The 22,177-nt window shown below is 71.8% G+C and carries 20 protein-coding genes; 12 read left to right on the forward strand and 8 right to left on the reverse strand.

What is annotated here, in order from left to right:
* Positions 1-36: 36 nt before the first annotated feature.
* Entirely contained in the window at positions 37-681 is a 645-nt protein-coding gene (locus tag ABEA43_RS42105) for an HAD family hydrolase (protein ID WP_345571115.1), read from the reverse strand.
* 50 nt (positions 682-731) lie between these two features.
* Here ABEA43_RS42105 and ABEA43_RS42110 point away from each other — a divergent pair, with 50 nt between their 5' ends.
* Positions 732-1,295, forward strand: coding sequence for a type II toxin-antitoxin system prevent-host-death family antitoxin (locus ABEA43_RS42110; protein WP_345571116.1), 564 nt, complete (start codon positions 732-734; stop codon positions 1,293-1,295).
* A 121-nt stretch (positions 1,296-1,416) separates the two neighbouring features.
* Here ABEA43_RS42110 and ABEA43_RS42115 read toward each other — a convergent pair whose 3' ends face one another.
* Positions 1,417-1,608 carry a DUF1918 domain-containing protein gene (locus ABEA43_RS42115; RefSeq protein ID WP_345571117.1) on the reverse strand — a complete coding sequence of 64 codons (192 nt, stop codon included), beginning with the start codon at positions 1,606-1,608 and terminating at the stop codon, positions 1,417-1,419.
* Positions 1,609-1,692: 84 nt separating this feature from the next.
* Positions 1,693-2,100 (reverse strand): NUDIX hydrolase, encoded by a 408-nt coding sequence (locus ABEA43_RS42120; RefSeq protein ID WP_345571118.1) that lies wholly within the window; start codon positions 2,098-2,100, stop codon positions 1,693-1,695.
* A 91-nt stretch (positions 2,101-2,191) separates the two neighbouring features.
* On the opposite strand from ABEA43_RS42120, the gene ABEA43_RS42125 reads away from it, so the two are divergent.
* Positions 2,192-2,698 carry a methyltransferase family protein gene (locus tag ABEA43_RS42125; protein WP_345571119.1) on the forward strand — a complete coding sequence of 169 codons (507 nt, stop codon included), beginning with the start codon at positions 2,192-2,194 and terminating at the stop codon, positions 2,696-2,698.
* A 331-nt stretch (positions 2,699-3,029) separates the two neighbouring features.
* Positions 3,030-6,926 carry a hypothetical protein gene (locus ABEA43_RS42130; RefSeq protein WP_345571121.1) on the forward strand — a complete coding sequence of 1,299 codons (3,897 nt, stop codon included), beginning with the start codon at positions 3,030-3,032 and terminating at the stop codon, positions 6,924-6,926.
* Positions 6,927-6,929: 3 nt separating this feature from the next.
* Here ABEA43_RS42130 and ABEA43_RS42135 read toward each other — a convergent pair whose 3' ends face one another.
* Together ABEA43_RS42135 and ABEA43_RS42140 are read right to left on the reverse strand one after the other, a co-directional pair.
* Positions 6,930-8,177 (reverse strand): alpha/beta fold hydrolase, encoded by a 1,248-nt coding sequence (locus ABEA43_RS42135; protein ID WP_345571124.1) that lies wholly within the window; start codon positions 8,175-8,177, stop codon positions 6,930-6,932.
* A gap of 40 nt (positions 8,178-8,217) precedes the next feature.
* A complete protein-coding gene (locus ABEA43_RS42140; protein ID WP_345571126.1) occupies positions 8,218-8,439 on the reverse strand; it encodes a hypothetical protein in 222 nt (73 codons plus the stop codon).
* Between the two features lie 173 nt (positions 8,440-8,612).
* On the opposite strand from ABEA43_RS42140, the gene ABEA43_RS42145 reads away from it, so the two are divergent.
* Positions 8,613-9,593 carry an acetylxylan esterase gene (locus ABEA43_RS42145; protein ID WP_345571128.1) on the forward strand — a complete coding sequence of 327 codons (981 nt, stop codon included), beginning with the start codon at positions 8,613-8,615 and terminating at the stop codon, positions 9,591-9,593.
* A 108-nt stretch (positions 9,594-9,701) separates the two neighbouring features.
* Here the strand turns inward: ABEA43_RS42145 and ABEA43_RS42150 are convergent, their stop codons facing one another.
* On the reverse strand, positions 9,702-9,989 hold the full coding sequence (locus tag ABEA43_RS42150) for a HesB/IscA family protein (protein ID WP_345571129.1): 288 nt from the start codon (positions 9,987-9,989) through the stop codon (positions 9,702-9,704).
* 140 nt (positions 9,990-10,129) lie between these two features.
* On the opposite strand from ABEA43_RS42150, the gene ABEA43_RS42155 reads away from it, so the two are divergent.
* Complete coding sequence (locus ABEA43_RS42155) at positions 10,130-11,656, forward strand: methyltransferase domain-containing protein (RefSeq protein ID WP_345571131.1); 1,527 nt, start codon at positions 10,130-10,132, stop codon at positions 11,654-11,656.
* On the opposite strand, the gene ABEA43_RS42160 is transcribed toward ABEA43_RS42155, so the two are convergent.
* Positions 11,653-12,114 (reverse strand): pyridoxamine 5'-phosphate oxidase family protein, encoded by a 462-nt coding sequence (locus ABEA43_RS42160; RefSeq protein ID WP_345571132.1) that lies wholly within the window; start codon positions 12,112-12,114, stop codon positions 11,653-11,655. The two genes, ABEA43_RS42155 and ABEA43_RS42160, sit on opposite strands and share 4 nt — an antisense overlap.
* Before the next feature lie 415 nt (positions 12,115-12,529).
* Between ABEA43_RS42160 and ABEA43_RS42165 the strand changes: the two genes are divergently transcribed.
* Positions 12,530-13,075 carry a DUF4142 domain-containing protein gene (locus tag ABEA43_RS42165; RefSeq protein ID WP_345571134.1) on the forward strand — a complete coding sequence of 182 codons (546 nt, stop codon included), beginning with the start codon at positions 12,530-12,532 and terminating at the stop codon, positions 13,073-13,075.
* A gap of 93 nt (positions 13,076-13,168) precedes the next feature.
* Positions 13,169-14,053 (forward strand): DUF2382 domain-containing protein, encoded by an 885-nt coding sequence (locus ABEA43_RS42170; RefSeq protein ID WP_345571136.1) that lies wholly within the window; start codon positions 13,169-13,171, stop codon positions 14,051-14,053.
* Between the two features lie 153 nt (positions 14,054-14,206).
* Here the strand turns inward: ABEA43_RS42170 and ABEA43_RS42175 are convergent, their stop codons facing one another.
* On the reverse strand, positions 14,207-16,159 hold the full coding sequence (locus ABEA43_RS42175; RefSeq protein ID WP_345571137.1) for a sialidase family protein: 1,953 nt from the start codon (positions 16,157-16,159) through the stop codon (positions 14,207-14,209).
* Positions 16,160-16,411: 252 nt separating this feature from the next.
* Here ABEA43_RS42175 and ABEA43_RS42180 point away from each other — a divergent pair, with 252 nt between their 5' ends.
* The 5 genes from ABEA43_RS42180 (at position 16,412) to ABEA43_RS42200 (ending at position 21,968) form a co-directional block, all read left to right on the forward strand.
* Positions 16,412-17,308: a hypothetical protein gene (locus ABEA43_RS42180; RefSeq protein WP_345571139.1), complete on the forward strand. Its 897-nt coding sequence runs from the start codon at positions 16,412-16,414 to the stop codon at positions 17,306-17,308.
* A gap of 69 nt (positions 17,309-17,377) precedes the next feature.
* Entirely contained in the window at positions 17,378-17,617 is a 240-nt protein-coding gene (locus ABEA43_RS42185) for a hypothetical protein (protein ID WP_345571141.1), read from the forward strand.
* 66 nt (positions 17,618-17,683) lie between these two features.
* Positions 17,684-19,084 (forward strand): FAD-binding oxidoreductase, encoded by a 1,401-nt coding sequence (locus ABEA43_RS42190; protein WP_345571143.1) that lies wholly within the window; start codon positions 17,684-17,686, stop codon positions 19,082-19,084.
* A gap of 102 nt (positions 19,085-19,186) precedes the next feature.
* Positions 19,187-20,803, forward strand: coding sequence for an MFS transporter (locus ABEA43_RS42195; protein WP_345571145.1), 1,617 nt, complete (start codon positions 19,187-19,189; stop codon positions 20,801-20,803).
* Between the two features lie 25 nt (positions 20,804-20,828).
* Positions 20,829-21,968 (forward strand): FAD-dependent monooxygenase, encoded by a 1,140-nt coding sequence (locus tag ABEA43_RS42200; RefSeq protein WP_345571147.1) that lies wholly within the window; start codon positions 20,829-20,831, stop codon positions 21,966-21,968.
* Positions 21,969-22,177: the final 209 nt, after the last annotated feature.

Below are 22,177 nucleotides of genomic sequence, written 5' to 3' on the forward strand. Positions count from 1 at the left end.
CCATGCCGCCCAGCGTAGCCGCGGACGGGCCACCGGTCACCCGCCCAGCGCGCGGATGGCGGTGGCCAGCTCGGGCATCGTCGCGACCTGGCGCTCAGGCCCCTCCCCGGTCGCCGGGTTGGCGTCCGTGTCGTCACTCAGGAACAGGATCGTCCGCATCCCCAGCGACCGCGCCGGGGCGAGGTTCACCGGGCGGTCGTCCACGAGCACCACCTCGCCGGGCAGGACGCCCAGCCCGTCCAGCAGCGCCTCGTACGCGGCCCGGTCCGGCTTGCGGGCGCCCAGGTCGGAGCTGACGAACCAGCGCCGGACGAGCCGGTCCAGCCCGAACCTGCGCCGCACGCACGCCGACCACGCCGCCGTGTCGTTGCTCAGGCACGCCGTCTCCAGCCCGTCGCCCGTCAGTTCGATGATCGCCTCACGGGCGCCGGCGGTGAGCCGGTGCCGCCGGCAGTAGTCCTCGTCGCGCGCCGCGACTCCGCCCGGCAACCCGGCCGCCGCCCAGAACTCCTCGGTGGTCAGCCGCCCCAGCGTCGCCGCGCGATAGGCCGCCCGGATCTCCTCCTCGGGCGCTCGGCACCCCTGATCGCGCAGGTAGGGGAGCAGCACCCGCCCCTGCACGTTCCCGTCCGCGTACAGAACGCCCATGGCGTCGAAGACGACTACCTTGATCTGATCCATCGCCCCATGCTGCCTTGCCGGAATTCTGTAAGGCGGCTTACCATCTCGGGATGATCGACACCGACCGGGCCGCATACGAGGACCTGCAGGCGCGCTTCGGCCCGCCGATCGGCGTGGAGGAGGCCCGTGCCCGCTGGGGCTCCCTGATCGACGAGGCGAGCGGCGGCACGCTCACGCTGATCACCCGCGAACGCTGGGAATGGGCCGCGCTGGTCCCGCTGTCCCAGGTGCCCGGCGTGCTGAGCGGCCTGCCCACCGTGTACCTCTCGACCGCCCGCTCCAAGCTCGGCGACCTCGTACGCCAGGCCGCCCAGCCGTACGAGGACCTGCCCGTGCTGCTGACCCGGCACCGGACCCCGGTCGCCGCCCTGGTCACGGCCCGGGCCCTGCTGCCCAGGCCCGCGCCCCGGAGCCGTCCGTCCGCCGACGCACTGGTGTCCGGCGGCCACACCATCACCCTGGCCCGCGCGAGCACGGGCACAGGCGCGAGCACGGGTGCAGGCACGCTCATCACGGCCGTCGCCCGCGACGCGGCGGGCAACGAGATCGCGATCGGCTCCGGCGCCGACATCGGCGAGGCCCTGATGGCCCTCACCCTGCCCCACGACACCTGACGCACAGGCGCCCACGGCACCTGAACGCACAGACGCTCGCGACACCTGACCGACAGGCACCCACGGCACCTGACGCACAGGGCACCCGCGGAACCTGGCCACAGGCGCTCGCGGCGGCCGGTTATCCGGCGGTGCCGGGCTCGATTCGGGCGTCCGGGCCCGGGTAGACGAGCTGCTCGTGGCCGTCGCCGAAGCGGACGAGGTACGGCGGCGCGCCCTCCGGGTCGCGGACGCCGATGATCTCGCCCTTCCTGGCCCGCCGGCCGACGACGTGGCCCTGGATGATCAGCATGTCACCGACGTTCGCCCGCATGATGGGATCCTCTCGCCGGCCTCCGGCGGCCCCGGGGCTCCACCCCACCCTGCACCACAGGGGCCGCCGCGGAAAGAGCGCCCGTCAGGGCAGGAGCCCCCGCTCGTGCAGAGCGTCGAAGACCATGGCGTCCACGGCCGTCACCCGATCCCGGTCCGCGTGCCGGAACCACGCCTTCTCCTCGATCTCCTGCGACGGGATCAGCTCACCGCGGTGGCCGGCGGTGTAGCAGATCATCCGGAAGGGCCCGTGCGCAGGATGGCCCGCCGGGATCTCGAAGGTGCCGAAATGCACCATGGAGCCGGCGTCGATGGCCGCCTGCAACTCCTCGTCGATCTCTCTGACCAGGGTCTGGTCGTCGGACTCGCCGGGCTCGCGCTTCCCGCCGGGAAAGTAGAACAGCTCCCTGCCCCGGTTGCGCGTCACCAGCACCCGCTGGTCGCGCAGCAGGATCCAGGCGACCTTCTCCCGCATGCCGTCGTCGTCCGCCATGACCGACGAGCCTATCGAAGACGCCGTTGACCCGCAGGGGACCGCGACCTAAACTCATCGCATAATGAATTAAGCGTGAAGGGGCGAGCCCATGCGCAGGACACCCGCCGCACTCATCAGCACCGTCTTCTTCGCCGCCGCGCCGTGCACGGTCGGCCTCCTCGTCCCCTACTGGATCAGCGGCTGGCGGATGCGCGCCCCCTTCCCGGCCGCGATCATGATCCCGCTCCAGGCGATCGGCGCCGCGCTGGTGCTCGCCGGAGTCGCCGTGCTGGTCAACGCGTTCGTCAGGTTCGTGGTCGAGGGGCTCGGCACGCCGCTTCCGGTCGCGCCGCCCGATCGGCTGGTCGTCGGCGGCCTCTACCGGCACGTCCGCAACCCCATGTACGTCGCGATCTTCGCGGCGGTGATCGGGCAGGCGATGGTGTTCGGGGACCCGGGGCTGCTGCTCTACGTGGCCGTCCTGGCGATCCCGGTCTACTCGTTCGTGCACTGGTACGAGGAGCCGAACCTGAGCGAGCGGTTCGGCTCCGACTACGACGCTTATCGCTCGCACGTGCCGGGCTGGTGGCCGCGCCTGCGCCCGTACCAGCCCTGACGGCTACGCCCGTACCAGCCCTGACCCGGCCGTCGGTTGCGCCCGCAAAGTGGCGCTCAAGCGGACAAATCGCGAAAAGCGGCGAAAAATTGGGAGTCCCACGTCGGATGGGGTTTGACTACCTGTGAGGAACTGTGGTCGTCTCGTGACTTATGTTTCTGATGGGATGAATTAGACCGGTCCGGGGGAGAACGTTTTCATGCCGCACGCCCTTCTGCGCGTGCTCGCTTCGACGTCCATCGCAAGTACAGTCCTGGTCGCCGTGCCGCCGCCCGCCCAGGCGCAGCCGGTCCAGCCCGTACAGGTCAAGGTTGTTAGAGCAGCGCAGCCCGTGCCCGCCGTGCAGGAGCCGCCGGCCGCCGTGGTCAGCCTCCCGTCGCAGCCGTCGCTCGCGGTACGGCCGGCGGGCGACGAGCGGGTGGGCCCCGGCGAGCCCGAGGTGACCACGCCCGCGGGCCCGCGCCTGATCGACGAGATCACCGCCGAGGCCGCCGCCGTCCAGGAGGAACAGGGGCTCGGCAGGCAGGCGCCGGACGTGAACCGGGTGCTGCCGGACACCGCCCAGGCCGGGACGCTGACACTGCTGAAGCCGCTCGCCCCGGTGATCAAGGCGTTCGACGGGCTCGGGAAGGCCGCTCCCGGGCTGACGTACCGGCTCTGCGTCGAGAGCGTCGAGGTGCCCGTGTCCTGCTCGATCCAGCAGCCGGTGGGCCTGCCGGTGACCGCCGACGTCACCGGGGACGGCCTCCCGGACCTGGCCGCCGACCTGGTGCCCGCCGCCAGCCCCTCGGAGGGGACGGCCGGGCTCGGGTTCGCGGTCAAGCGGCTGGCCAAGCAGAGCGTCAAGGCCCGCGTCTGGGCCGAGTACGACGGCAAGGTGTCGGTCGGGTTCGACGGGCTGCGGCGCGGGTCGTCGCTGTCGGCCTTCGACTGGGGCACGTTCACCGTGGACCTGTCGGGCAAGCAGGTCAAGGCCGAGGTGAAGCGCACGGAGCCGGGGGAGTCCGCGGCCGTGGTGGCGGGGCTGACCGGCCGCAGCGCCGTGAGCCTGCGCCAGACGCCGGCCAGCGCCCGGCTCACCGTGAACGCCAGGCTCGACGGTCCCGTCCTGGACGTCACCGCCTCGGAGCCCGCCAAGCTCGACGCGCTCGCCGTGACCGGCCGCCAGTTCACCCACGCCGTGCTCGACCGGATGCCCACCCGCGCCGCGATGCGGCTGTCGGGCGGCGAGATCCGCTTCACCAGCCCGTCCTCGATCGCCCGCGCCCGGCTGGACAGCTTCACCTATCGCGACGGGCGGCTGAGCCGGGTGGCCAGGGTGGAGCTCCAGCGGCTGCCGCCGTCCTTCACCGCCAAGTACGGCTCCGCGAACGGCAAGCAGACTCTCGCGGTGGACGCGGGCTCGGCCGGCGCGGGCCGCGCGCGAGCCGGGGCGGGGAGCCTGGTGTTCTTCGACCGGGCCGCCGACAAGACCGTGCTCAAGGCCGAGCTGAGCGACCTGCCCGCCAAGATGCGCATGGTCAACGACCTGGCCGGGCACCGCGTCACTCATTCGACCAGCTCGCCCATCGGCAGGTTCGCGGTGGTGCTGCAGCGCAACGAGGGCGCCGTCTCCAGCCCGCGCGGCGGCCACGTCACCATGATCAAGAACGGCGACGCGGTCGGGGTGTCGGGGCTGCTGTCGGGGCTGTCCGGGTTCGACGTCACGTACGGGTCCGCGCCGCACGCCCACCTGGAGGTGGACTCCAGCGGGCGCTCGTTCGTGGGCGCGGCCAGCATCGACGGCACGCACCTGGCCAGGATGGAGATCTCGAACACCCCCGCCACCGTGGACCTCGCGCTCGATCCCGCCGCCAGGAAGGCCGTCTACCAGGCCAGTGGCGTGATCAAGAAGCTCCGCGCCGCGTACACGAACCTCAAGTCGGGCCCGACCATCGACGGCACCATCATGGGCGTGCACGACGACGTCAAGGCCTCGTGGGAGCTGGGCGAGCGCTCGACCGTCAAGGTCGCCACCTCCTCCGCGCTCGAACGGATCACCATGTACGCCGCCAGGACCAGCGTGACCACGCCCTCCGGCGAGGACCTGAGCGCGACCGTCGAAGGCGTGCGCAAGAAGGTCGAGCTCGTCGCCGACACGAAGGCCAAGACGCTCTCCTGGACCTCCGACGCCCCGGTCACCAAGGTGTCCGCCCTGGCCAGGGCCAAGGTCGGCGACCGCTACGCCAGGGCCGCGGCGGAGGTGAGCGGCGTGCCCGCCAGGTTCGACGCCTCCTGGGCCGCCGGCGGCTACCGCTTCCGCGGCCTGTCGGGCGAGGTCGGGTCGGCGGCGCTGGCGTTCACCAACCACGACGGCGCCACCGCGCCCACCGGTCCGCACCTGGCGGCGCACTACGACCAGGCGTCGGGCGACCTCGACGCCAGTGTGCTGGTCAAGGGGCTGTCGAGGGTGGAGTTCAGCCCGGCGGCCGAAGGGTTCACCGCGGACTTCCGCTCGGCCAGGCAGACGCTCGCCGTGGACGCCGACGTCACCCAGGGCGACACGCGCTTCGGCCTCGCCGGCACCCTCGGCCCCGTACCCGGACGGCTGGCCGTCTCCGCCGCCGGCGGCAAGCTCACCTACACCGGCTCGCGCCTGGACGTGCGCGCCCGCGCCTGGCTCGGCAAGACGGGGGCGCTCGACCGCATGCGGGCCGCACCCGCCGTGCCCGGCGGCGTGTCCCTGGTGGACGGAGGCTGCGCGGCCGGATCCGCCGGCTGCGCGCAGGGGCCCTTCTGCACGCCCGGACGCGGCTGCTTCGGCCTGCAGGGCTACCTGGACGTGACCGGGCTGCCCGACCAGGTGTCGGTGGACCTGGCGGCCAAGACGTTCGCCTTCTCCGGCTTCCGTCCCAAGAGCCGCAGTCTGGGCGTCTACCTGGCCAGCAGCGTCCTGTCGCCGGTCCCCGTGAAGGCCAGGGCCACGCTCACCGGGCTGCCCGCCAAGATCACCAGCATGTCGCTGGGGCCGTTCGGCGTGTCCCAGGGGAACGCCGTGCAGGCCGCCTACCGCATCGAGCCGGCGGCCACGCTGGGCTCGCTCGACGTGCTGGCCGAGACGGGGTCGCTGCGCGGCCACGTGGCGATCGACCCGGTGCCCGCCTCGGTGGCCATCCAGGGCACGTACGGCGCCCAGACCCGCATCCGCGTGACCAACTCCGCGGCCGTCAAACGCTTGTCGGCCAAGGTCACCCTGGCCGGGAAGGGCACGGGGGAGCTGCGCTTCTCGGACGTGCCCGCCAGGTTCGGGGTGGACGCCGACGCCTCCGCCGCCGGGCTCAGCGTGCCGGCCGTCACGTACAAGGCCCTGGGCGGCGTGAACACGCTCGACGGCTACCTCGGCGTGGAAGGCGGCCTGGTCGATCCGCAGGGGCGGCTCGGGGACGTGTCGTTCGCGGTCAAGGACCTGGCCTCCGACACCACGATCAGGCTGAACCCCGACCAGTCGCTCGACCTGGTCTCCAAACCCGTGCCGACCGGCCGCGTCACCCTGCGCGCGGGACTGCGCGTGGATCCGGTGGCCCGGCAGCGCATCGCGGTCAGCAAGGAGATCCCGTACACGACCGGGTTCCTCACCTACCACGTCGGCGGCCAGTTCGGGCTCGGGCAGAGCGCGGTCGAGGACGTCGGGCTGTCCGTCCAGCGCGTGTCGTGGCTGCGGATCCGGCCCGGCAAGATCCCGTTCGGGCTGAAGGCGCCGCCGGCGCTCGGCTACGTCACCCCCGGCTTCGAGGGGGCCTACGACCGGCTGAAGCTCGCCGCCAAGGGCGTGGACCTGCGGCCGGACGTCTCCATCGACGTCCGGCTGAGCAGGGAGATCGGCGACGACGTCTTCCACGACTCGGTCAAGCTCGGCCCGACCGGCTCACTCGCCCTGCGCCGCTACGACCAGCGGATGAGACGCATCGGGTCCAAGCAGCAGATCGAGGCGGCCGGGATCGGCCTGGCCTGCGTGACGGTGGACGCCAAACCGGGTTTCGCGGCGGGCGGGAGCGGCAACACCATCACGTTGCGCGGCGCGGACGGGCCCCAGATGGTGTCCCTGCTGGACCCGGGAGGCCAGGTGCCCGACTACGCGGTGGACCTGCTCACCCACTTCATGAGCCCGTTCCCGGGGGCGGAGTGGAAGGTGGCGGGCACCAAGGCCGGCTCCTGCGCCACCGAGACACCCCGTCCGGCGGCACGCTGAGGGTCAGATCGGGCCGCGGTAGCCGGGCGGCGGGTCCGCGCCGTCGTAGGCGTCGATCGGGCGGCCCGCCAGGAACGCCCGCAGCGCCTTGAGGTACGCCGCGCCGTCCCCGGCGTAGGCGAACCGGGCGGCGGGCAGCGCCCGGCGGTAGGCCGCGGCCGAGGACCAGCTCTGCTCGTCGCACGCGCCCTTGACGATCAGCACGGGCACCGGCGACCTGGCCAGGCTCTCCCGGAGCGGGTCTGACAGCGCCCGCTCGGCCAGCCCCGCATAACCGCCAGATCCACCCGAGCCGTTCAGACCGCCCGCTCCGTCCGAGCCGCCCTTCGGGCCGGGCGGCGTGTTCGAGTCGGTTGCGCAGGGGCCGGGGGTCCGGCGGCGGGCGAGGTCGAGGTAGGACTCCAGCTCCCGGTCGCCCGCGAACGCGTGCGCCGCCCGCGGTTCGACCCGCAGCAGCGTGTAGACGGCGAGCACGCGGGGCTCAAGCCGCGCGCCGGTGGCCGGCAGGGAGGCCGCCGCGGACGGCCGGTCGAGGCCGGCGGGGGAGTAGAGGACGGCGCCCGCCACCCGGTCCGGATGCCTCACCAGGTAGGCGGCGGCGAGCTGGGCGCCGTAGTCGCGGGCCACCAGGTTGAGCCGCCGCGCGCCCACGGCCTGCCGGATCGCCTCCAGGTCGGCCACGTCGCGGGTCAGGCCGTACTCGCGCGGATCGGCCAGCCGCTCGGAGCGGCCCGCGCCGAGCTGGTCGTAGACGTAGACCTGGTGGCCGTCGGCCGCGAGCCTGCCGAAGAACGCCGCGTCGCCCGCCAGATCGGCCACGCCGGGCCCGCCGTGCAGGAAGACCACGGGGTCCGGGTGGGTGACCCGCTTCGGCGCGATCCGTACGTACGCCAGCCGTGATCCCGTCGTCAGCCGCCACTCCCGCTGCCCCGGCACCTGCGGCGGCGCGGCCACCCCGGGAGCCGGCCGCGACGTGGCCCCGGCGACCTGCCAGACCACCGCGACCTCCACCCCGAGGATCAGCACCGCCCGCAGCCAGCGCCCCCACGCAACCCCCGGCCTGGGCACGCACAGCAGCAGCCCGAGAAAGAACATCGCGGCGAACACCGCCAGCCCCGTCACCGTGAACACCTGAGGCCCGGCGCCGACCATCGCCATCCCGGCCAGTCCGGCCAGCCCGAACACCGGCGACAGGGCCAGCACGCCCGCGCCGGTCGCCGCCCTCCCGGCCAGCCTGGCGAAAGAAGCCACAAGGGGACGCTAGCCCACGACCCCCCGCCGGGTCGCCCGGTCAGGGAAGAGAGCGGCCCAGCCGCAGGCGGAGCCGGTTGCCGTGCTGCACGCTCTCGCGTACGGTCCACACGCGTTCGTCGATCACCGTGCCCCTGGCCGTCATGTATCCGCCCATCCGGAGCACGGGACGGCCCGTGTCGTCGTTCAGCAACTGAGCCCTGGACTCCGAGTCGTCCCCGAACAGCACGAGGAAGTCGTCGGTGTCCGCCGGAGCGTCCAAGATCAGGCCAGGGTAAAGGTGCGAGTAGGGAACTTCTATGACATATTCGCTCACGTGATCACCCCTACCCAGGGGAGTGGTCTTCAGCCCGGAGTTTGACCGGGGGGCGGGATAGCGCTTTCCAGTCGGATGATGTGAAATATCAGCATCCTTTCTACAGGCTGGAGACCCCCGTGCCACTGTTCGACCTGCCCCTTGACCAACTCCGCGGCTACCTGCCCGACCGCGACGAGCCCGCCGACTTCGACGATTTCTGGTCTCGTACGCTGGCGGAGGCCGGGGAGTTCGACCTGGCCGCCGAGTTCACGCCGTACGACCTGCCCTTCGCCGGCGTGGAGGTGTACGACGTCTCGTTCGCGGGATGGGGCGGGCACCGGATCAACGGCTGGTTCCTGCTGCCGCGTGGCGCGGAAGGCCCGGTTTCGTGCGTGATGCACTACATCGGCTACAGCGGCGGGCGTGGTTTCCCCAAGGACCACCTGTTCTGGCCGGCCGCCGGGTACGCGGTGTTCGTGGTGGAGACGCGCGGCCACGGCGGCGCGAACCCGGGCAGCCCCGGCGCCACCGGCGACCCCCACGGCAGCGCGGCCCCGCAGGCGCCCGGCATGATGACCCGGGGCATCCTCGACCCCGACGACTACTACTACCGGCGCGTCTTCACCGACGCCGTGCGGGCCGTGGACGCCGCCGTCGCGCATCCGGCGGTCGACGAGAGCCGCATCATCGTCTCCGGCGGCAGTCAGGGCGGGGGCATCGCCCAGGCCACGGCCGCGCTGCACCCGTCGGTCAAGGCCGCGCTCATCGACGTGCCGTTCCTGACCCACTTCCGGCGGGCCGTCGAGATCACCGGGCGCGACCCGTACCAGGAGCTGGTCCGGTTCCTGGCCACCAGGCGCGACAGCGCCGGCCAGGTCTTCAAGACGCTGTCCTACTTCGACGGGCTGAACTTCGCCGCCCGGAGCCGGGTGCCCGCGCTGTATTCGGTGGCGCTGATGGACGACGTCTGCCCGCCGTCGACGGTGTTCGCCGCCTACAACCACTGGCAGGGGCCCAAGGAGATCACCGTCTGGCCCTGGAACAACCATGAGGGCGGCGGCGGCTTCCAGTCGGAAGAGCAGCTGCGCTACCTGCACAAGCTCCTCGCCGACGACTGAGCCGACCACCGGGCCGGCCCTTGGGCCGGGCATCGAGCGGTCTCGGCGGTTGAACGGGTGGCCCGCCGTGCCGGTCCGCTGAGCGGATCCGGCACGGCGGGGGCCGCGTCAGACGGGTTGTTCGGTGACCACGAAAGACACGCTTCCCTGGTCATCGGCCCCGGCATCCAGGGACTTGTCGTCCAGCACGGTCGCAGCCACGGGATCGAGATAGACCCGCGCACCCTCCGCCTCGACCACTGCGTCCGCCGGTTCGGGGGCGGTGGCCAGCGAAAGGGTGAGCGAACTCGCGCCCTCGCCCTGAGACGAGATGCGAATCCCGCTCTGAGCAGGCTCGGGCGCCGTCGCGGTCAGGTCGCGAATCGCCTGGGCTGCGTTGGCTGTCAGGGTGAGCACTATGGCTCCTCCTCACGGTCGACGTTCAGGAGTGGGCTGCCCTTCCCTCAACTTCCGGGCTCAACCCTTCTTGACTCGTTCTTTACCTGAATTCTCCGAACGATCTCGTACGTGAGCGGGCCGCGTGGACAATGAAGCCCATGGACTACGCGACGCGGAGAGAAGCCATGGTGGCGGCGTTGCGCGAGCGTCAGGAGATCAGCGAGCGCGTGGCGGCGGCCCTGTTCGCGGTGCCGCGTCACCTCTTCGTGCCCGGCGTCGATCCGGAGCACGCCTACCGCGACGAGCCCATCGTCACCAAGCGCGACGAGGAGGGGCGGCCGATCAGCTCGTCGTCGCAGCCCGCGATCATGGCGTCCATGCTCGACCAGCTCGGCGTCGAGCCGGGGCACCGGGTGCTGGAGATCGGCGCGGGCACCGGCTACAACGCCGCCCTGCTGGCCCGGCTCGCGGGGCCCGGCGGGCACGTGGTCAGCGTGGACCTCGACGACGACATCGTCGCCCAGGCCAGGAGCCACCTGTCGGCCGCCGGGGTGCCGGGGCCCGGACAGGCCGGGGTCGAGGTGGTGTGCGCCGACGGCGCGGACGGTTTTCCCGGGTGGGCTCCGTACGATCGCCTGATCGCCACCGTCGGCGTGTGGGACCTGGCGCCCGCCTGGCTGGCCCAGCTCGGGCCGGGCGGCCGGCTGGTGATGCCGCTGGACCTGCGCGGAGTGCAGGCGTCCGTGGCCATGGAGCGCGCCACGGAGCGCGCCACGGAGCGGGACCCGGAGCGCGCCACGGAGCGGGACCCGGATCGGGACCCGGAGCGGGACCCGGAACGGGACATGGCGCGGGCTATGGATCGGGCCGGTGGGCACTGGGTGAGCCGGTCGGTGGTGCCGTGCGGGTTCATGCGGATGCGCGGGCCGTTCGCCGGGCCGGAGGTGAGCGTGGTGCTGCGCGAGGACCCCGGGCTGATGCTGTCCCTGCCGGGGCCGCGCGAGATCGGTGACGTGCTCGCCGCGCTCGATGCCACGCCGGTCCAGGTCGCCATCGAAGGGGAGGACCTGCTGTCGTCGATGATGGCGAGCACGACGATGGGCACGGCGACGGGCATGGCCATCTCGCTGTGGCTGACCCTGCGCGAGCCTCGCTGGTGCACGCTGAGCGGGAAGCTGGGCCGAGGGTACGGCATGACCGTGGGGCTCGTGGAGGGTGACGGCATCGCGCTGCTCATGGCCGACGGGCCGCTGGTCGCCCGCGGCTACGGACCCGGCGGCGCCGGCCTGGCGTCCGACCTGGCCGCGCACATCACGGCCTGGGACCACGCGGGCCGCCCGGACACGTCCACCCTGCGCATCGAGGCATACCCACGTCCCGCCCCCGGCGGCGAGCCGGGCCAGGGCCCTGTGCCCGGCGGGGAGGCGTACCCGCGTCCCGTGCCTGGCGGCGAGCCGGGCCAGGGCCCTGTGCCCGGCGGGGAGGCGTACCCGCGTCCTGTGCCTGGCGGCGAGTCAGGCCAAGGCGCTGTGCCCGGTGGCGAGTCGGGCCAGGTGTCCGCGCCCGGCGGGGAGCCGGCTGAGGGGCCTGGGCTGGGCGGGGCGGCGGGGCCGGGGTTCGTGGCCGGTGGGTGGATCGTCATCGAGAAGCGGCACACCGACCTGGTGGTGCACTTTCCCGGTTAGCTCACGGTCCACTCGCCGTCGAGCATGAGGTCGCGGCCGGCCAGCTCGTTCGCTTCCCGCCACGCTTGCAGGCGGCGCGGGGTGATGTGGAAGTAGTGGTACGGGCTGCTGAGCTCGCGCGGGTCGAAGCCCGTCTTGGCGGCGAAGGCGTCTCCGAGCTCCCCGGGGATCTCGCTCGCCGGCACGGCCTCGGCCGTCCCGTCGATGAGGACGACGTCGCGCACCAGGCCCACGCCGAGGCGGGCCTGACCGGTGGCCAGCAGGTTGCGCGCGGTCGGGCTGGCCGTCGCCGTGGCGATCAGCAGGGTGACCCCGTCCCAGAGGAACGACAGTGGCACCATGTACGGGATCCCGCCGCCCTCGTCGGCGGTGGCGACCCAGGCGTCCACGTCGTTCTCGAGGCGGTCGAGGGTGTCCTGCTTGCGCTGTTCGGGGGTGCGTGGGGCGGGCGGCGTCATACTGTCGTGCGCTCCTGATGATCAAAGGGTCCGGACGGTCACGGCCGGAAGGTGTTCGCCATTATCGACGACGGGCCGCGGACGAGGAATGTGCCCCCATGGCCCCCGACCCGGACGGGCGCTTCGAGGACGCCACTTCTCGCCTGGCCCCAGCCGCGTCCCCTGCCGGTTGGCCCGGCGGCGGGTGCCCCTGATCCTGGCGGCGGAGGCTCCGCCTGGTCTCGGGGGGTCCCGCCTGGCCCGGCGAGGGGATCCTTCTCGGCCGGCCCTGGCGAGCGCCCCTCCGGGCGCGGCGGGCGGCACTCCTGCCTGGCCTCGGCGGCGGACGCGCCTGGGTGGCCGGAATGCCGGGTGGCCGCCACCATGACGGTTACTGTCTGTGTCGGAAACATATCACCATGTCATAGGAACGCTCATGCGCACTCGCCTGACCCTGTTGCCGGCCGCCGTGGCCCTCGCCGTACTCACCGGCTGCGCCGCCGAGATGGTGACCGACACCGCGGCCCTGGCCCCGCACACCGACACGCATCCCTCCGAGCAGGACGAGGCCTGGATGCGGACCATTCACGAAGGCAACCTGGCCGAGGTTCAGGCCGGCCGGCTGGCGCAGGGCAAGGGCACCACCCGGGAGATCAAGTCGATCGGCAAGATGCTGCTCGACGACCACACCAAGCTCGACACCAAGGTCACCAAGGCGGCCACCCAGCTCGGCGTCGAGCTCCCCACCTCGCCGACCGCCGAGCAGCGTGCCGAGGTGGTACGGCTGCGGGACGCGACGGGCAAGGACTTCGACCTCGACTTCGCGGCCGGCATGACCAAGGCGCACACCAAGGCGCTCGCGGCGACGAAGAAGGAGGTCTCCAGCGGGTCGTCCCCGGCGGTGGTCGCCCTGGCCAAGTCCACGGTCCCGGTCCTCCAGCAGCACCTGTCCGCGCTGCGTAAGGCCCGCTCCGCAGAATAGAAAAAACAATCTGGCCATGTGTGGATTTATGGCGATCTGGGGTATTTGTCCTGTTTGAACCAGGACGAACGCATCGGGGGGATCGTCGTGGCTATGCAGACAGAGATCCGCAACCTGCTCGACTGCCATGTGGTGGGGTCGGACGGACAGTCGATCGGCAAGGTAGGCCAGGTCTACCTCAACGATCGTTCGGGCGAGCCGGAGTGGGTGACCGTACGCACGGGGTTCTTCGGGATGAAGCAGACCTTCGTGCCGCTGGCCAACGCCCGCCGCTCGGGGGAGGAGATCCGCGTCCCCTTCGACAAGGAGATGATCAAGGACGCCCCGAACATCGACGTGGACGGCCGCCTCTCCCTGGAGGAAGAGGCCGACCTCTACCGCTACTACGGCATGCAGCCGTCGAACATCCCGCGGCAGCGCGCCGGCGAGCCCACCTCGAAGCGGCCCGTCACCGGCGACGCCCGCAGGGACATGGGCACGCACGAGGACCGGACCGGCATGACGGGTGAGACCCGCAAGACCGGCATGCCGGGGATGGCCGGCCGCACCGACCGCACCGATGAGCGCGACTTCGACATCACCAGGTCCGAGGAGCAGCTCCACATCGGCAAGGAAAGCCGCGAGATCGGCCACGTGCGCCTGCGCAAGTACGTCGAGACCGAGAACGTCAAGGAGAAGATCCCGCTCACGCACGAGGAGATCGTGATCGAGCGCGAGCTCATCCACGACGGCGACGCCATGGGCGCGCAGATCGGCGAAGAGGAGCGGGAGGTGACGCTCTACGAGGAGCGCGCGGTCGTCGGCAAGGAGACCAAGCCGGTCGAGCGCATCCACGTTCACAAGGAGAGCGTCCAGCACGAGGAGACGGTGGAAGGCCAGGTCAGGAAGGAGCGCCTGGAAATCGACGAGGACGGGATGGAACGGGACCAGAACGGTAAACTCCATCGGCGCGACAGAAAGATGCCGCCCGAGCGGTGAGTTGTCAGGCGGGGGCGCAGGCAAGCGCCCCCGCCGGCGCTTTTCCGCACCTGGACGCGCGCCTTTCCTCAGGTCGCTGACCTGCGAGGGAAGCGACCTTGGCGGTCACGGGGCCGAGCTCGGTAAAAGGCCGGGGTGGCCTTTCCGTCATTCTCAGGAACCGTAGAGCTCGACCTCGTTGAGCATGCTGCAGGATTTCCCGATCTCGGCGTCGCAGGCGGCGCTCGGATCGGTCACGATTTTGATGTGCCGGGCCGTTCTCGCCACCGCGGTATAACGCAGCGCATAATCGGTTCTGCCGGTGATCGTGGCGATCGGCTCGCCCCAGGAGCGCCCGTTCCTGGAGGCGTACACCCGGGCCCCTGCCGCGTGCCCGGGGCGCAGGCTGAGGCCGATCAGGGTCAGCGCGTACGGGCGGTCGAGGTGCAGCACGTACCGGCCGCGGCCGCGGGCGACGGCGCTCGACCAGTAGCCGGTGCTGCCGTCCAGCGCGCCGCCGGGGCGCGTGCGCGGGCGGTCGCGGGCCGTCCAGCGCATGGTGGTCTCGATCTCCAGGTCGCCCCGCCGCCGCAGCGCCGCCAGGTCCAGCCGGCCGGGCGCGGGCGGGTCCAGGGTGAACAGGCGGCGCTTGACCGCGTACCAGCCGCCGTACTCGAAGCGGCCGTGCGCCGGGCACGTCGTCTCGTCGAGCAGCCCGTCGGGGCGCACGCCCGGCAGCTTGCAGTTGTCGAACACCTGGACCAGCCCGTGCGGGCCGACGGCGGCGATGCCGGTGTAGCCGGAGGAGCCGTGCGAGTCCCAGATGCCGTCGCGGTTGTGGAACGTCACGCGCGGCTCGCGCCACTCCTCGCCGAGCCCGTCGGGGGAGACGGCCAGCCAGTTGTCGGGGCGGCCGGCGCTCAGCACGAGCAGGCCGCCCGGGGTGAGCAGCAGCCTCGGGGCGACGCCGCGTACCACGCAGTCCAGGCCGGCGAAGCGCAGCTCGCGCACCGGCGACCAGGTGCGGCCGCCGTCGGTGGAGCGGGTCTGGTGCAGCGTCGAGTACGGGCCGCCGTCGCGCCGCAGCACCGCCAGCAGGCTGCCGTTCAGCGTCTGCGCGATGGCCGCCTCGTTGTAGACGAAACCGCCCGCGGGCGCGAAGCCGGCGGCCAGGCTCCGCGCCGACCCCAGCGTCGGCCCGCCCGCCGCCGCGGCCGCCGAGCCGCCCGCGTGGCCGGAGGCAGAGCCGGGCGCCGACTCGAGCGCCGCCCCGGGTACCGCGCCGAGTGCGGCCCCGGAGGCCGAGCCGGGTGCGGGCTCCGCGCCGAGCGGCGGGACGGGCTCCTCGACGGGCGGCGCCGGGAGTGGCGGGGGGAGCGCCGGGGCGGGCTCCGGCGGCGCGATCACCCCGCGCCGGTCGAACGTCCGGCCGCCGTCCCGGCTCGCGTACACCTCCGCCTGGTACATCCCCGTGTCGCGGTAGCGGGCGTAGGCCGTGATCAGGATCGTGCCGTCGGCGAGCTGCACCGGCGCCCCGTGCGCCGCCCCGCCGGGCAGCAGGTCGCCCGGCGTCGTCAAGGTGGCCTCGGAACGCACCCAGCTCTCGTCGTCGCCGAGCGCCGACGAGGTGAGGATGCCCAGCGTCGCCGTGTGCGGCCCGGTGGCGCGCAGGTAGTACTCGGTCGCGAAGAAGCTGCCGTCCAGCAGCTCGATCGGCGATTCGCGCAACGGCGTCGCGCTCGACGGCCCGAAGGTCAGCCCGCCGTCCGACGAGGCCGCCGCCTCGTTGGTGAGGGTCACGACCTTGTCCACGTTCGTGGTGAAGGTGGTGATCAGCTTCTGCTCCGGGGCGCCGCCCGGCCCGGTCACGTCGAGGGCGGAGATGTTCGGGAATCCGGCGAACTCCAGCCGTTCAGAGGCCGAAGGCTCCGGCTCGGCAGGCGGCGGATTGGGATGAATCCAGCCTAGTGAGGAAGCAGTATCGATCAGGTAAGCCTCGTTCTCGACGGACTGCTGGGAGTGATCCGGTAGCACGCAGTAACCGCCTTCCGCCTGCGCCGCGCAGGGGACCGCGGGCGCCGCCACGGCGGCCGAGACGGCCACGACCACGGCTCTTGTCATCGCCACCTGGTTTCTTCTCCCCTGTCGTCCGCGATCACCGGCCGGTACGGACTCTAGATCACTCACAGGCTGTAACACGGGATTCATCTGCGGGAAGTCGCCCGTTCACGGCGCTTCCCACCTGGGCGGCAAGGCATACATGCCGTCTGCGTAAAGTGGCAGTTGACAGAAAACCCCCTCCTGACGACGATCGGGACGGCACTATTAAGTGTCAATTTACGTAGGTCGAGAAGACCGACGGGTCTGGAGGTGGCCCAGATGAGCATCGAGCCGCGGGCGAGAGTGGCCCCAGAACGAGTGCTGCCCGGCCCGGTGCCCCTGGCGCCGGAGGTGGCCGCGCAGCAACGGGTGGTCCAGCGGATCTGCACCAGAGTGGCGCCCGACGGCGTGGAGATTGGCGTCGGCGAGGTGCCACCGGGTGGCCTGCAGGTCTGGATCGACACCCCGGCACCGGTCGAAGCGCCCGAGTCATGGGTGCTCTACCACCGCATGGCCCGCGAAGTGGCACTGGTCGGCTGGCACTGCGAGGCCGACGCGGACCGCCTGCTGGTCCTCGGCTGGAGCGCCGCCTGCCTGCACAACCGGGTACGCCTGCTGCAGAGCGGGCTGCGCAGGCTGACCGACTTCGAGTACACCGCCCAGCGGGCCGTGCAACTCGACGGCCGGAGCCCGGACGACCGCCCCGCCGCCGAGACGGCGACGGAGGTCTGCGCGTCGATCGAGCGGCGGCTGCGCTGGCCCGAGCGGCTGGCCGAGCTCGACGGGTTCGACCGCGGGTCGGGCCTGCCGCATCTGCAACTGCTCCTGGCCCAGGTCATCGGGCTGGAGTCGAAGCTGGCGACAGCCTGCGAAGAGCACCTGATCATGGCACGGGTGCTGGCGCGGGCCGTCTGCGAGCAGTACGCGCGGCATCGCGACCTGCGCCGCGCGCAAAGAGATGTGCTGGCCGAGTCACGCCGGTGGGTGCACGCCAGCTCCATGATCCGTGGTTCGGCCGCCGCACGGCCGAGCTCCGCCGGCGTCGGCCGTCCCCACATGGGGCTGGCGGAGCGCCGCATCGCCGCGAGCGTCATCAACCACGGCGTGCCACGGGCGATCCCCGCGGCCGCCACTCCGCGGGCCGAACACCTCGGTCACGAGGAGGGCGCACGCTGACCTCGATCCGCTCAACGGCGAGCGGTCGCCCGGAAAACCCCCCACAAGTCCGGTAGGAGAGCTCCCGTCATGCGAACCCCACCGCATCTGCCAGCCCGCGCCAGGCGCGACACCGATTCAGCCCGAGCCCGCCGTCACCCGTACGGCCTGCACGACGTACCGGCGCAGACCGCGCCGCTCGGCTCGCTCGACTTCCCCGAGACCCCCGCGGAGCCCGACGTCTACGTCGAAGAGCGGCTGCTCGGCATCAGGGAGATGTCCAATCAGGCCATCGGCTCCATTGACGACCTGCTCCAGCACACCGTCTGAAGTGTGCCTCGGCGGCTTCCGGCCGGAAGCCGTTAAAAAGCGATATCTCACCCTTCGAGGAGAGTCATGCAGGGACTATCGCGACTGGAGCTGAGGCCGCGTGATGTCGGAGGCCACCAGCCACGCTCCATCGCCGGCGTCGTAGCGCCGCGCAGTTTGGACGAGGTCCGCGCACTCGTACGGGCCTCCATGGCCGGCAAGCGGCGCCTCTACCCGATCAGCACGGGCAGGAACTGGGGGATGGGCTCGGCCATGCCGGTCACCGACGACAACGTCGTCGTGGACCTCGGCGGCATGAACCGGGTGCGCAGCCTCGACCTGGAGGCCGGCTTCGCCGTCATCGAGCCGGGAGTGACCCAGAAGCAGCTCGCCGAGGTGTTGCGCGACACCCCGTGGATGCTGAACGTCACCGCCTCCTGCGCCGACACCTCCGTCATCGGCAACGCGCTCGACCGCGGCGACGGCTGCATCCGCTCCCGGGTGCACGACGTGGCCGGGCTCGAGGCCGTGCTCGCGGACGGCAGCGTGATCACCACCGGCGGGCTCGACCCGGCGGGGCGCTACCACGGCCGGGTCGCCGGGCCCGACCTGACGCCGGCGTTCATCCAGCACAACCTCGGCATCGTGACCGCCATGGCCGTCGCGCTGGTGCCGCGCCCGCAGACCGTCGGGCTCGTGCACGGCCGGCTCCAGCGGGACCAGGTCGGCATCGCGCTCGGGGCGGTCACCGGCTTCCTGCGCCGCGGCAACCCCGCCGACGGGCTGCTGCGCGTACGCGAGCTGTCGCTCGTGCCCAGTCACGGCGACTGGATGCTGCCGGCCGGCGTGGACCCGAGCCTGTTCACCATCCTCGGGCCGCTCATGGGCAGCGACGCCACGGTCGAGCTGGCCGAGGAGCTGCTCAGGAAGGCGCTGATCGAGGTCGAGGGGGCCGAGGCGCTGCGCGTCGTCGACGCCGCCGAGGTGAGCGCCGACGACCCGCTCTACCCCAGAGCACTCATGTCGCAGGGCATCCCCACCTGCCTGGGCGTGCACAACGCGCTCGGGGTGACCTCCTGCGACCAGATCGACGAGGGCCCTATGGGCTTCCTGGCCCTGCTGCCGCTCATGCCGATGCACGCGAGAAGGACCGAGCACATCCTGGCCGCGCTCCAGACGGCCGTGGACGCGCACACCACCGCGCTCATGGTCGAGTGGAACCTCGTCAGCAAGCACCTGGCCAACGGCGTCATCCAGATCTTCTTCGAACGCGGCGCGACCGACGCTCCCTACCGCGCGCACCAGCTCCGCAACGACGGCAACTGCCTGCTGCGCGGGCACGGCTGCGCCATCTACCGCTCCGACATCGACCACGCCGCCGCCGACGTGTGGTCGGAGACCAGCACCGCCGGGCTCGGCATGCTGCACCGGCTCAAGACCTCCCTCGACCCGGACGGCCTGCTGTCGCCCGGCCGCTACGGCGCCTGAACCACCGTCCGGCTTCGCCGTTCGCACCGCCGGAGTGCGCGAGCAGACGACAAAGGACGACGACACAAGACGACGACAAAAGGCTTCCAAGGAGGTGTCCACGTGCGTCAGTCACCAGCGGCCGTCAGGGGGACCAGCACGGCCGGCGGAGACCGCCGCAACGCAGTGATGTTGCGGCTGGTCGGCGCGGGTGTCATGTTGACGGTGATGGCCGACACCACGGCCACCACCCTGGCAGTCGGAGTGCTGCGGTACACGCCCGCCGGCGCCGGCATGCCGCTCGGTGACCTGGTCTGGCTGACCAGTGCGGCGTTCATCCCGATCGCGGCCCTGCTGGCCACCGCCGGCCGGTGGGCCGACCTGTTCGGCCGGCGCAGGGTGCTGGCCGTCGGGCTCGTCGTGTTCGTGCTGGGCGGGATCGCCACCGTCACCGTCGACTCCTGGTCGTACGTGCTGGCCGCACGTGCCGTCCAGGGCGCCGGTGCCGCGGCGATGATCCCGGCCAGCCTCGGACTGCTGCTCGGAGAGCTGCCGGAGTCGCAGCGGCGCGGCGCGATCGCGCTGTGGAGCTCCGCCTCCGGGCTCGGCTGCCTGCTCATGCAGGCGGGTGGCGGCTGGCTGGCCGCCGCCGTCGGCTGGCGGGCCCTGTTCATTCCCGACGTCATCATGGGCGTCCTGCTCCTGATCGCCTGCGTCGCGCTTCCCCCGGGTAAGCGCGGCGGCCCCAGAGGCCTGCCCGACATGCTCGGAGCATGGCTGCTGGCCGCGGGCATCGCGGTCATCGTGCTGGCCATCTCCAAGGCCATGGCCTGGGGGATGGACGTGCTGTGGCTGGCGCTGGCCGCGCTGGCCCTGCTGGGCGGTGCGCTCGCGCAGGCCAAGCACCACCGGCTGCCCGCGATCGACCTCGCCCTGTGGCGGCGTCCCAGATTCGTCTGGGGCTGGCTGGCCACGTGGTGCTTCGGAGCGCTCTCGTACGGGCTGCTGACCGTGCAGCCGCTGTACCTGCTCCACCTCGGCTATCCGATGCTGGAAGTGGCCATGTGGCTGACTCCGACCTCGGTGGCCGTCGTCCTGACGAGCATCCTGGCCGGGCGCCTGGTCAAACGGGTCGGGGCGTACGGCCTGATCTACGCGGGCTCGCTGCTCTGCGGCGGTGCGTGCGTGCTCGTCCTGACGCAGGCGGGTCCCACCGTGTGGGGCCTGATCGCCAGCGTCGTGGTCGGGATGGGGGTCGGGGCGCTCGCGCCCGGCACCTCCGTGGCCACCACCCTGGCCGCGCGTCCGCACCAGTACGCCTCCGCGGTCGGCGCGGCCACCATGGCCCGCATGGTCGGCGGAGCCGTCGGCGTGTCCGTCGTGTCGGTGGTCATCGACCATCCGTTCATGCCGGGACCGCTGTCGGGCCTGGCCGGCGCACTCGCGATGTGCGTGGGCATCTCCGTGCTCATCGGCGCGATAGCACTCACCAAGATCACCCGGCTGCGGACCGACCCCGGCGACGTCATGATCAAAGTGCCGCGCCGGATGCTGCTGGAGTTGCGCATGACCCTCGCCACCGTCGCGGCGGAGGCGGACGCGCTGCTGCCTGTCGAGACCCGCACTCCCCCAATGGTCACCCCATCGAACCCCTCATTGGACCCCCCATTGGACCGGGTCCCGAGACCGCGGACGGCCGAACCCGGCCCGCTCGCCGGAACTCGCGGGCCTGCGCACTAGTTCAACCATCGAAAGGGCTCTCGTCATGGCAACCACATCGTGCGACGTAGCCATCGTCGGCGCCGGACTCGGCGGCTGCTTCCTGGCACTGCTGCTGGGCCGCCGCGGCCAGAACGTCGTCGTCATCGAGCAGGGACCCTCGGTCCCGAGCGCGGGCGCCGACTTCCTCAAGCCTCCAGGGCTCCGGGTACTGGCCAGGCACGGGCTGGCGGATCTCGTCGAACGCCATGGCCTCAGGCGTGACACCATCCGCTACTACCACGACGGCGACCCGATCAGGGAATGCCGCTTCCCCGACGGCGGCTTCCTCATCCGTCCCTACCGGGAGCTGGTCGAGCTCATCTACACCAGTTGCGCGATGGAGGGCGTCGAGTTCTGGTTCGACGCCGACATCGACGACATCGCGGTGGGCGACGGCCGGGTCGAGGAGCTGACGCTCTCCAACGGCCGCAAACTGCGGGCCGGCGTCGTGATCGGCGCCGACGGCACCAAGTCCGCCGTACGCCGGGCGCTCGACATCGAGCAGCAGACGATGCCGTACGAGCGGCTGCTCATGAGGGTGGCCACCGTGCCTCTGACCGCCAGCGTCGCGCAGCTCAACCGGCTCTACTTCAGCTCGGAAGGCTGGCTCACCTACCTGTACCCGATCAACAGGGACCAGGCGCGGGTCTTCGTCGGACTGCCGCCGGAGGACGACAAGGAGATCTTCCAGGACGGCATCCCCGCGCTGCTCGACGAGCTCAAGAAGTTCGTCACGGAAAGTTCCGACGCCTTCAACGTGCTCCAGCCCGCCACCTGGCAGCGGATCAAGGTCTCCTCGCTGCGGGTGGAGGCCTACCACAAGGGCAACGCCGCGCTCCTGGGCTCGGCCGCGTTCGCCTGCCATCCCATGACCGGCATGGGGATGAGCTACACCCTGCACGACGCCGAGATCCTGGCCGACGTCATCTGCGCCGCGGGAGGAGACGAGGGCCTGCTCGACCGGCTGCTCCAGGCACGGTACGAGCCGCGCAGGGACGCGCACCGAGAGCTCATCGACTACGGCGACGCCCTGGCCGCCACCTTCCGCGACAGGGCGGCCTACCTGGCCGCCTTCCGTCCTGAGCTGCACATCTTCGGCGACGCGGCCGCACCGGCGAGCCTGCCGGCGCTTCAGCTCACCTGAGCTGATGCCCCCGCCGCCAGCCATTCCGTCAGGCGAGGTCGTCCAGTGTCACGCTGAGTGCGATGGGCAGGCCCGAGCCCCGGGCGGCGGGGGCATCGATCACGAGAGCATGGTAGGGCCTGCACTACCATGATGACGGGTGACAGCGGGGGTCCCGCTGGAGCTCCGTTCCCGCGATGCTGTTGAGATCGCATACGACTCGGCAGCAT

Source organism: Nonomuraea rosea, assembly GCF_039539705.1.
Taxonomy (GTDB): domain Bacteria; phylum Actinomycetota; class Actinomycetes; order Streptosporangiales; family Streptosporangiaceae; genus Nonomuraea; species Nonomuraea rosea.

Bases quoted from the DNA above. Each gene is read 5' to 3' on its own strand.
- ABEA43_RS42105 (WP_345571115.1), bottom strand. From the start codon at position 681: ATGGATCAGATCAAGGTAGTCGTCTTCGACGCCATGGGCGTTCTGTAC.
- ABEA43_RS42110 (WP_345571116.1), top strand. From the start codon at position 732: ATGATCGACACCGACCGGGCCGCATACGAGGACCTGCAGGCGCGCTTC.
- ABEA43_RS42115 (WP_345571117.1), bottom strand. From the start codon at position 1,608: ATGCGGGCGAACGTCGGTGACATGCTGATCATCCAGGGCCACGTCGTC.
- ABEA43_RS42120 (WP_345571118.1), bottom strand. From the start codon at position 2,100: ATGGCGGACGACGACGGCATGCGGGAGAAGGTCGCCTGGATCCTGCTG.
- ABEA43_RS42125 (WP_345571119.1), top strand. From the start codon at position 2,192: ATGCGCAGGACACCCGCCGCACTCATCAGCACCGTCTTCTTCGCCGCC.
- ABEA43_RS42155 (WP_345571131.1), top strand. From the start codon at position 10,130: ATGGACTACGCGACGCGGAGAGAAGCCATGGTGGCGGCGTTGCGCGAG.
- ABEA43_RS42160 (WP_345571132.1), bottom strand. From the start codon at position 12,114: ATGACGCCGCCCGCCCCACGCACCCCCGAACAGCGCAAGCAGGACACC.
- ABEA43_RS42165 (WP_345571134.1), top strand. From the start codon at position 12,530: ATGCGCACTCGCCTGACCCTGTTGCCGGCCGCCGTGGCCCTCGCCGTA.
- ABEA43_RS42170 (WP_345571136.1), top strand. From the start codon at position 13,169: ATGCAGACAGAGATCCGCAACCTGCTCGACTGCCATGTGGTGGGGTCG.
- ABEA43_RS42180 (WP_345571139.1), top strand. From the start codon at position 16,412: ATGAGCATCGAGCCGCGGGCGAGAGTGGCCCCAGAACGAGTGCTGCCC.
- ABEA43_RS42185 (WP_345571141.1), top strand. From the start codon at position 17,378: ATGCGAACCCCACCGCATCTGCCAGCCCGCGCCAGGCGCGACACCGAT.
- ABEA43_RS42190 (WP_345571143.1), top strand. From the start codon at position 17,684: ATGCAGGGACTATCGCGACTGGAGCTGAGGCCGCGTGATGTCGGAGGC.
- ABEA43_RS42200 (WP_345571147.1), top strand. From the start codon at position 20,829: ATGGCAACCACATCGTGCGACGTAGCCATCGTCGGCGCCGGACTCGGC.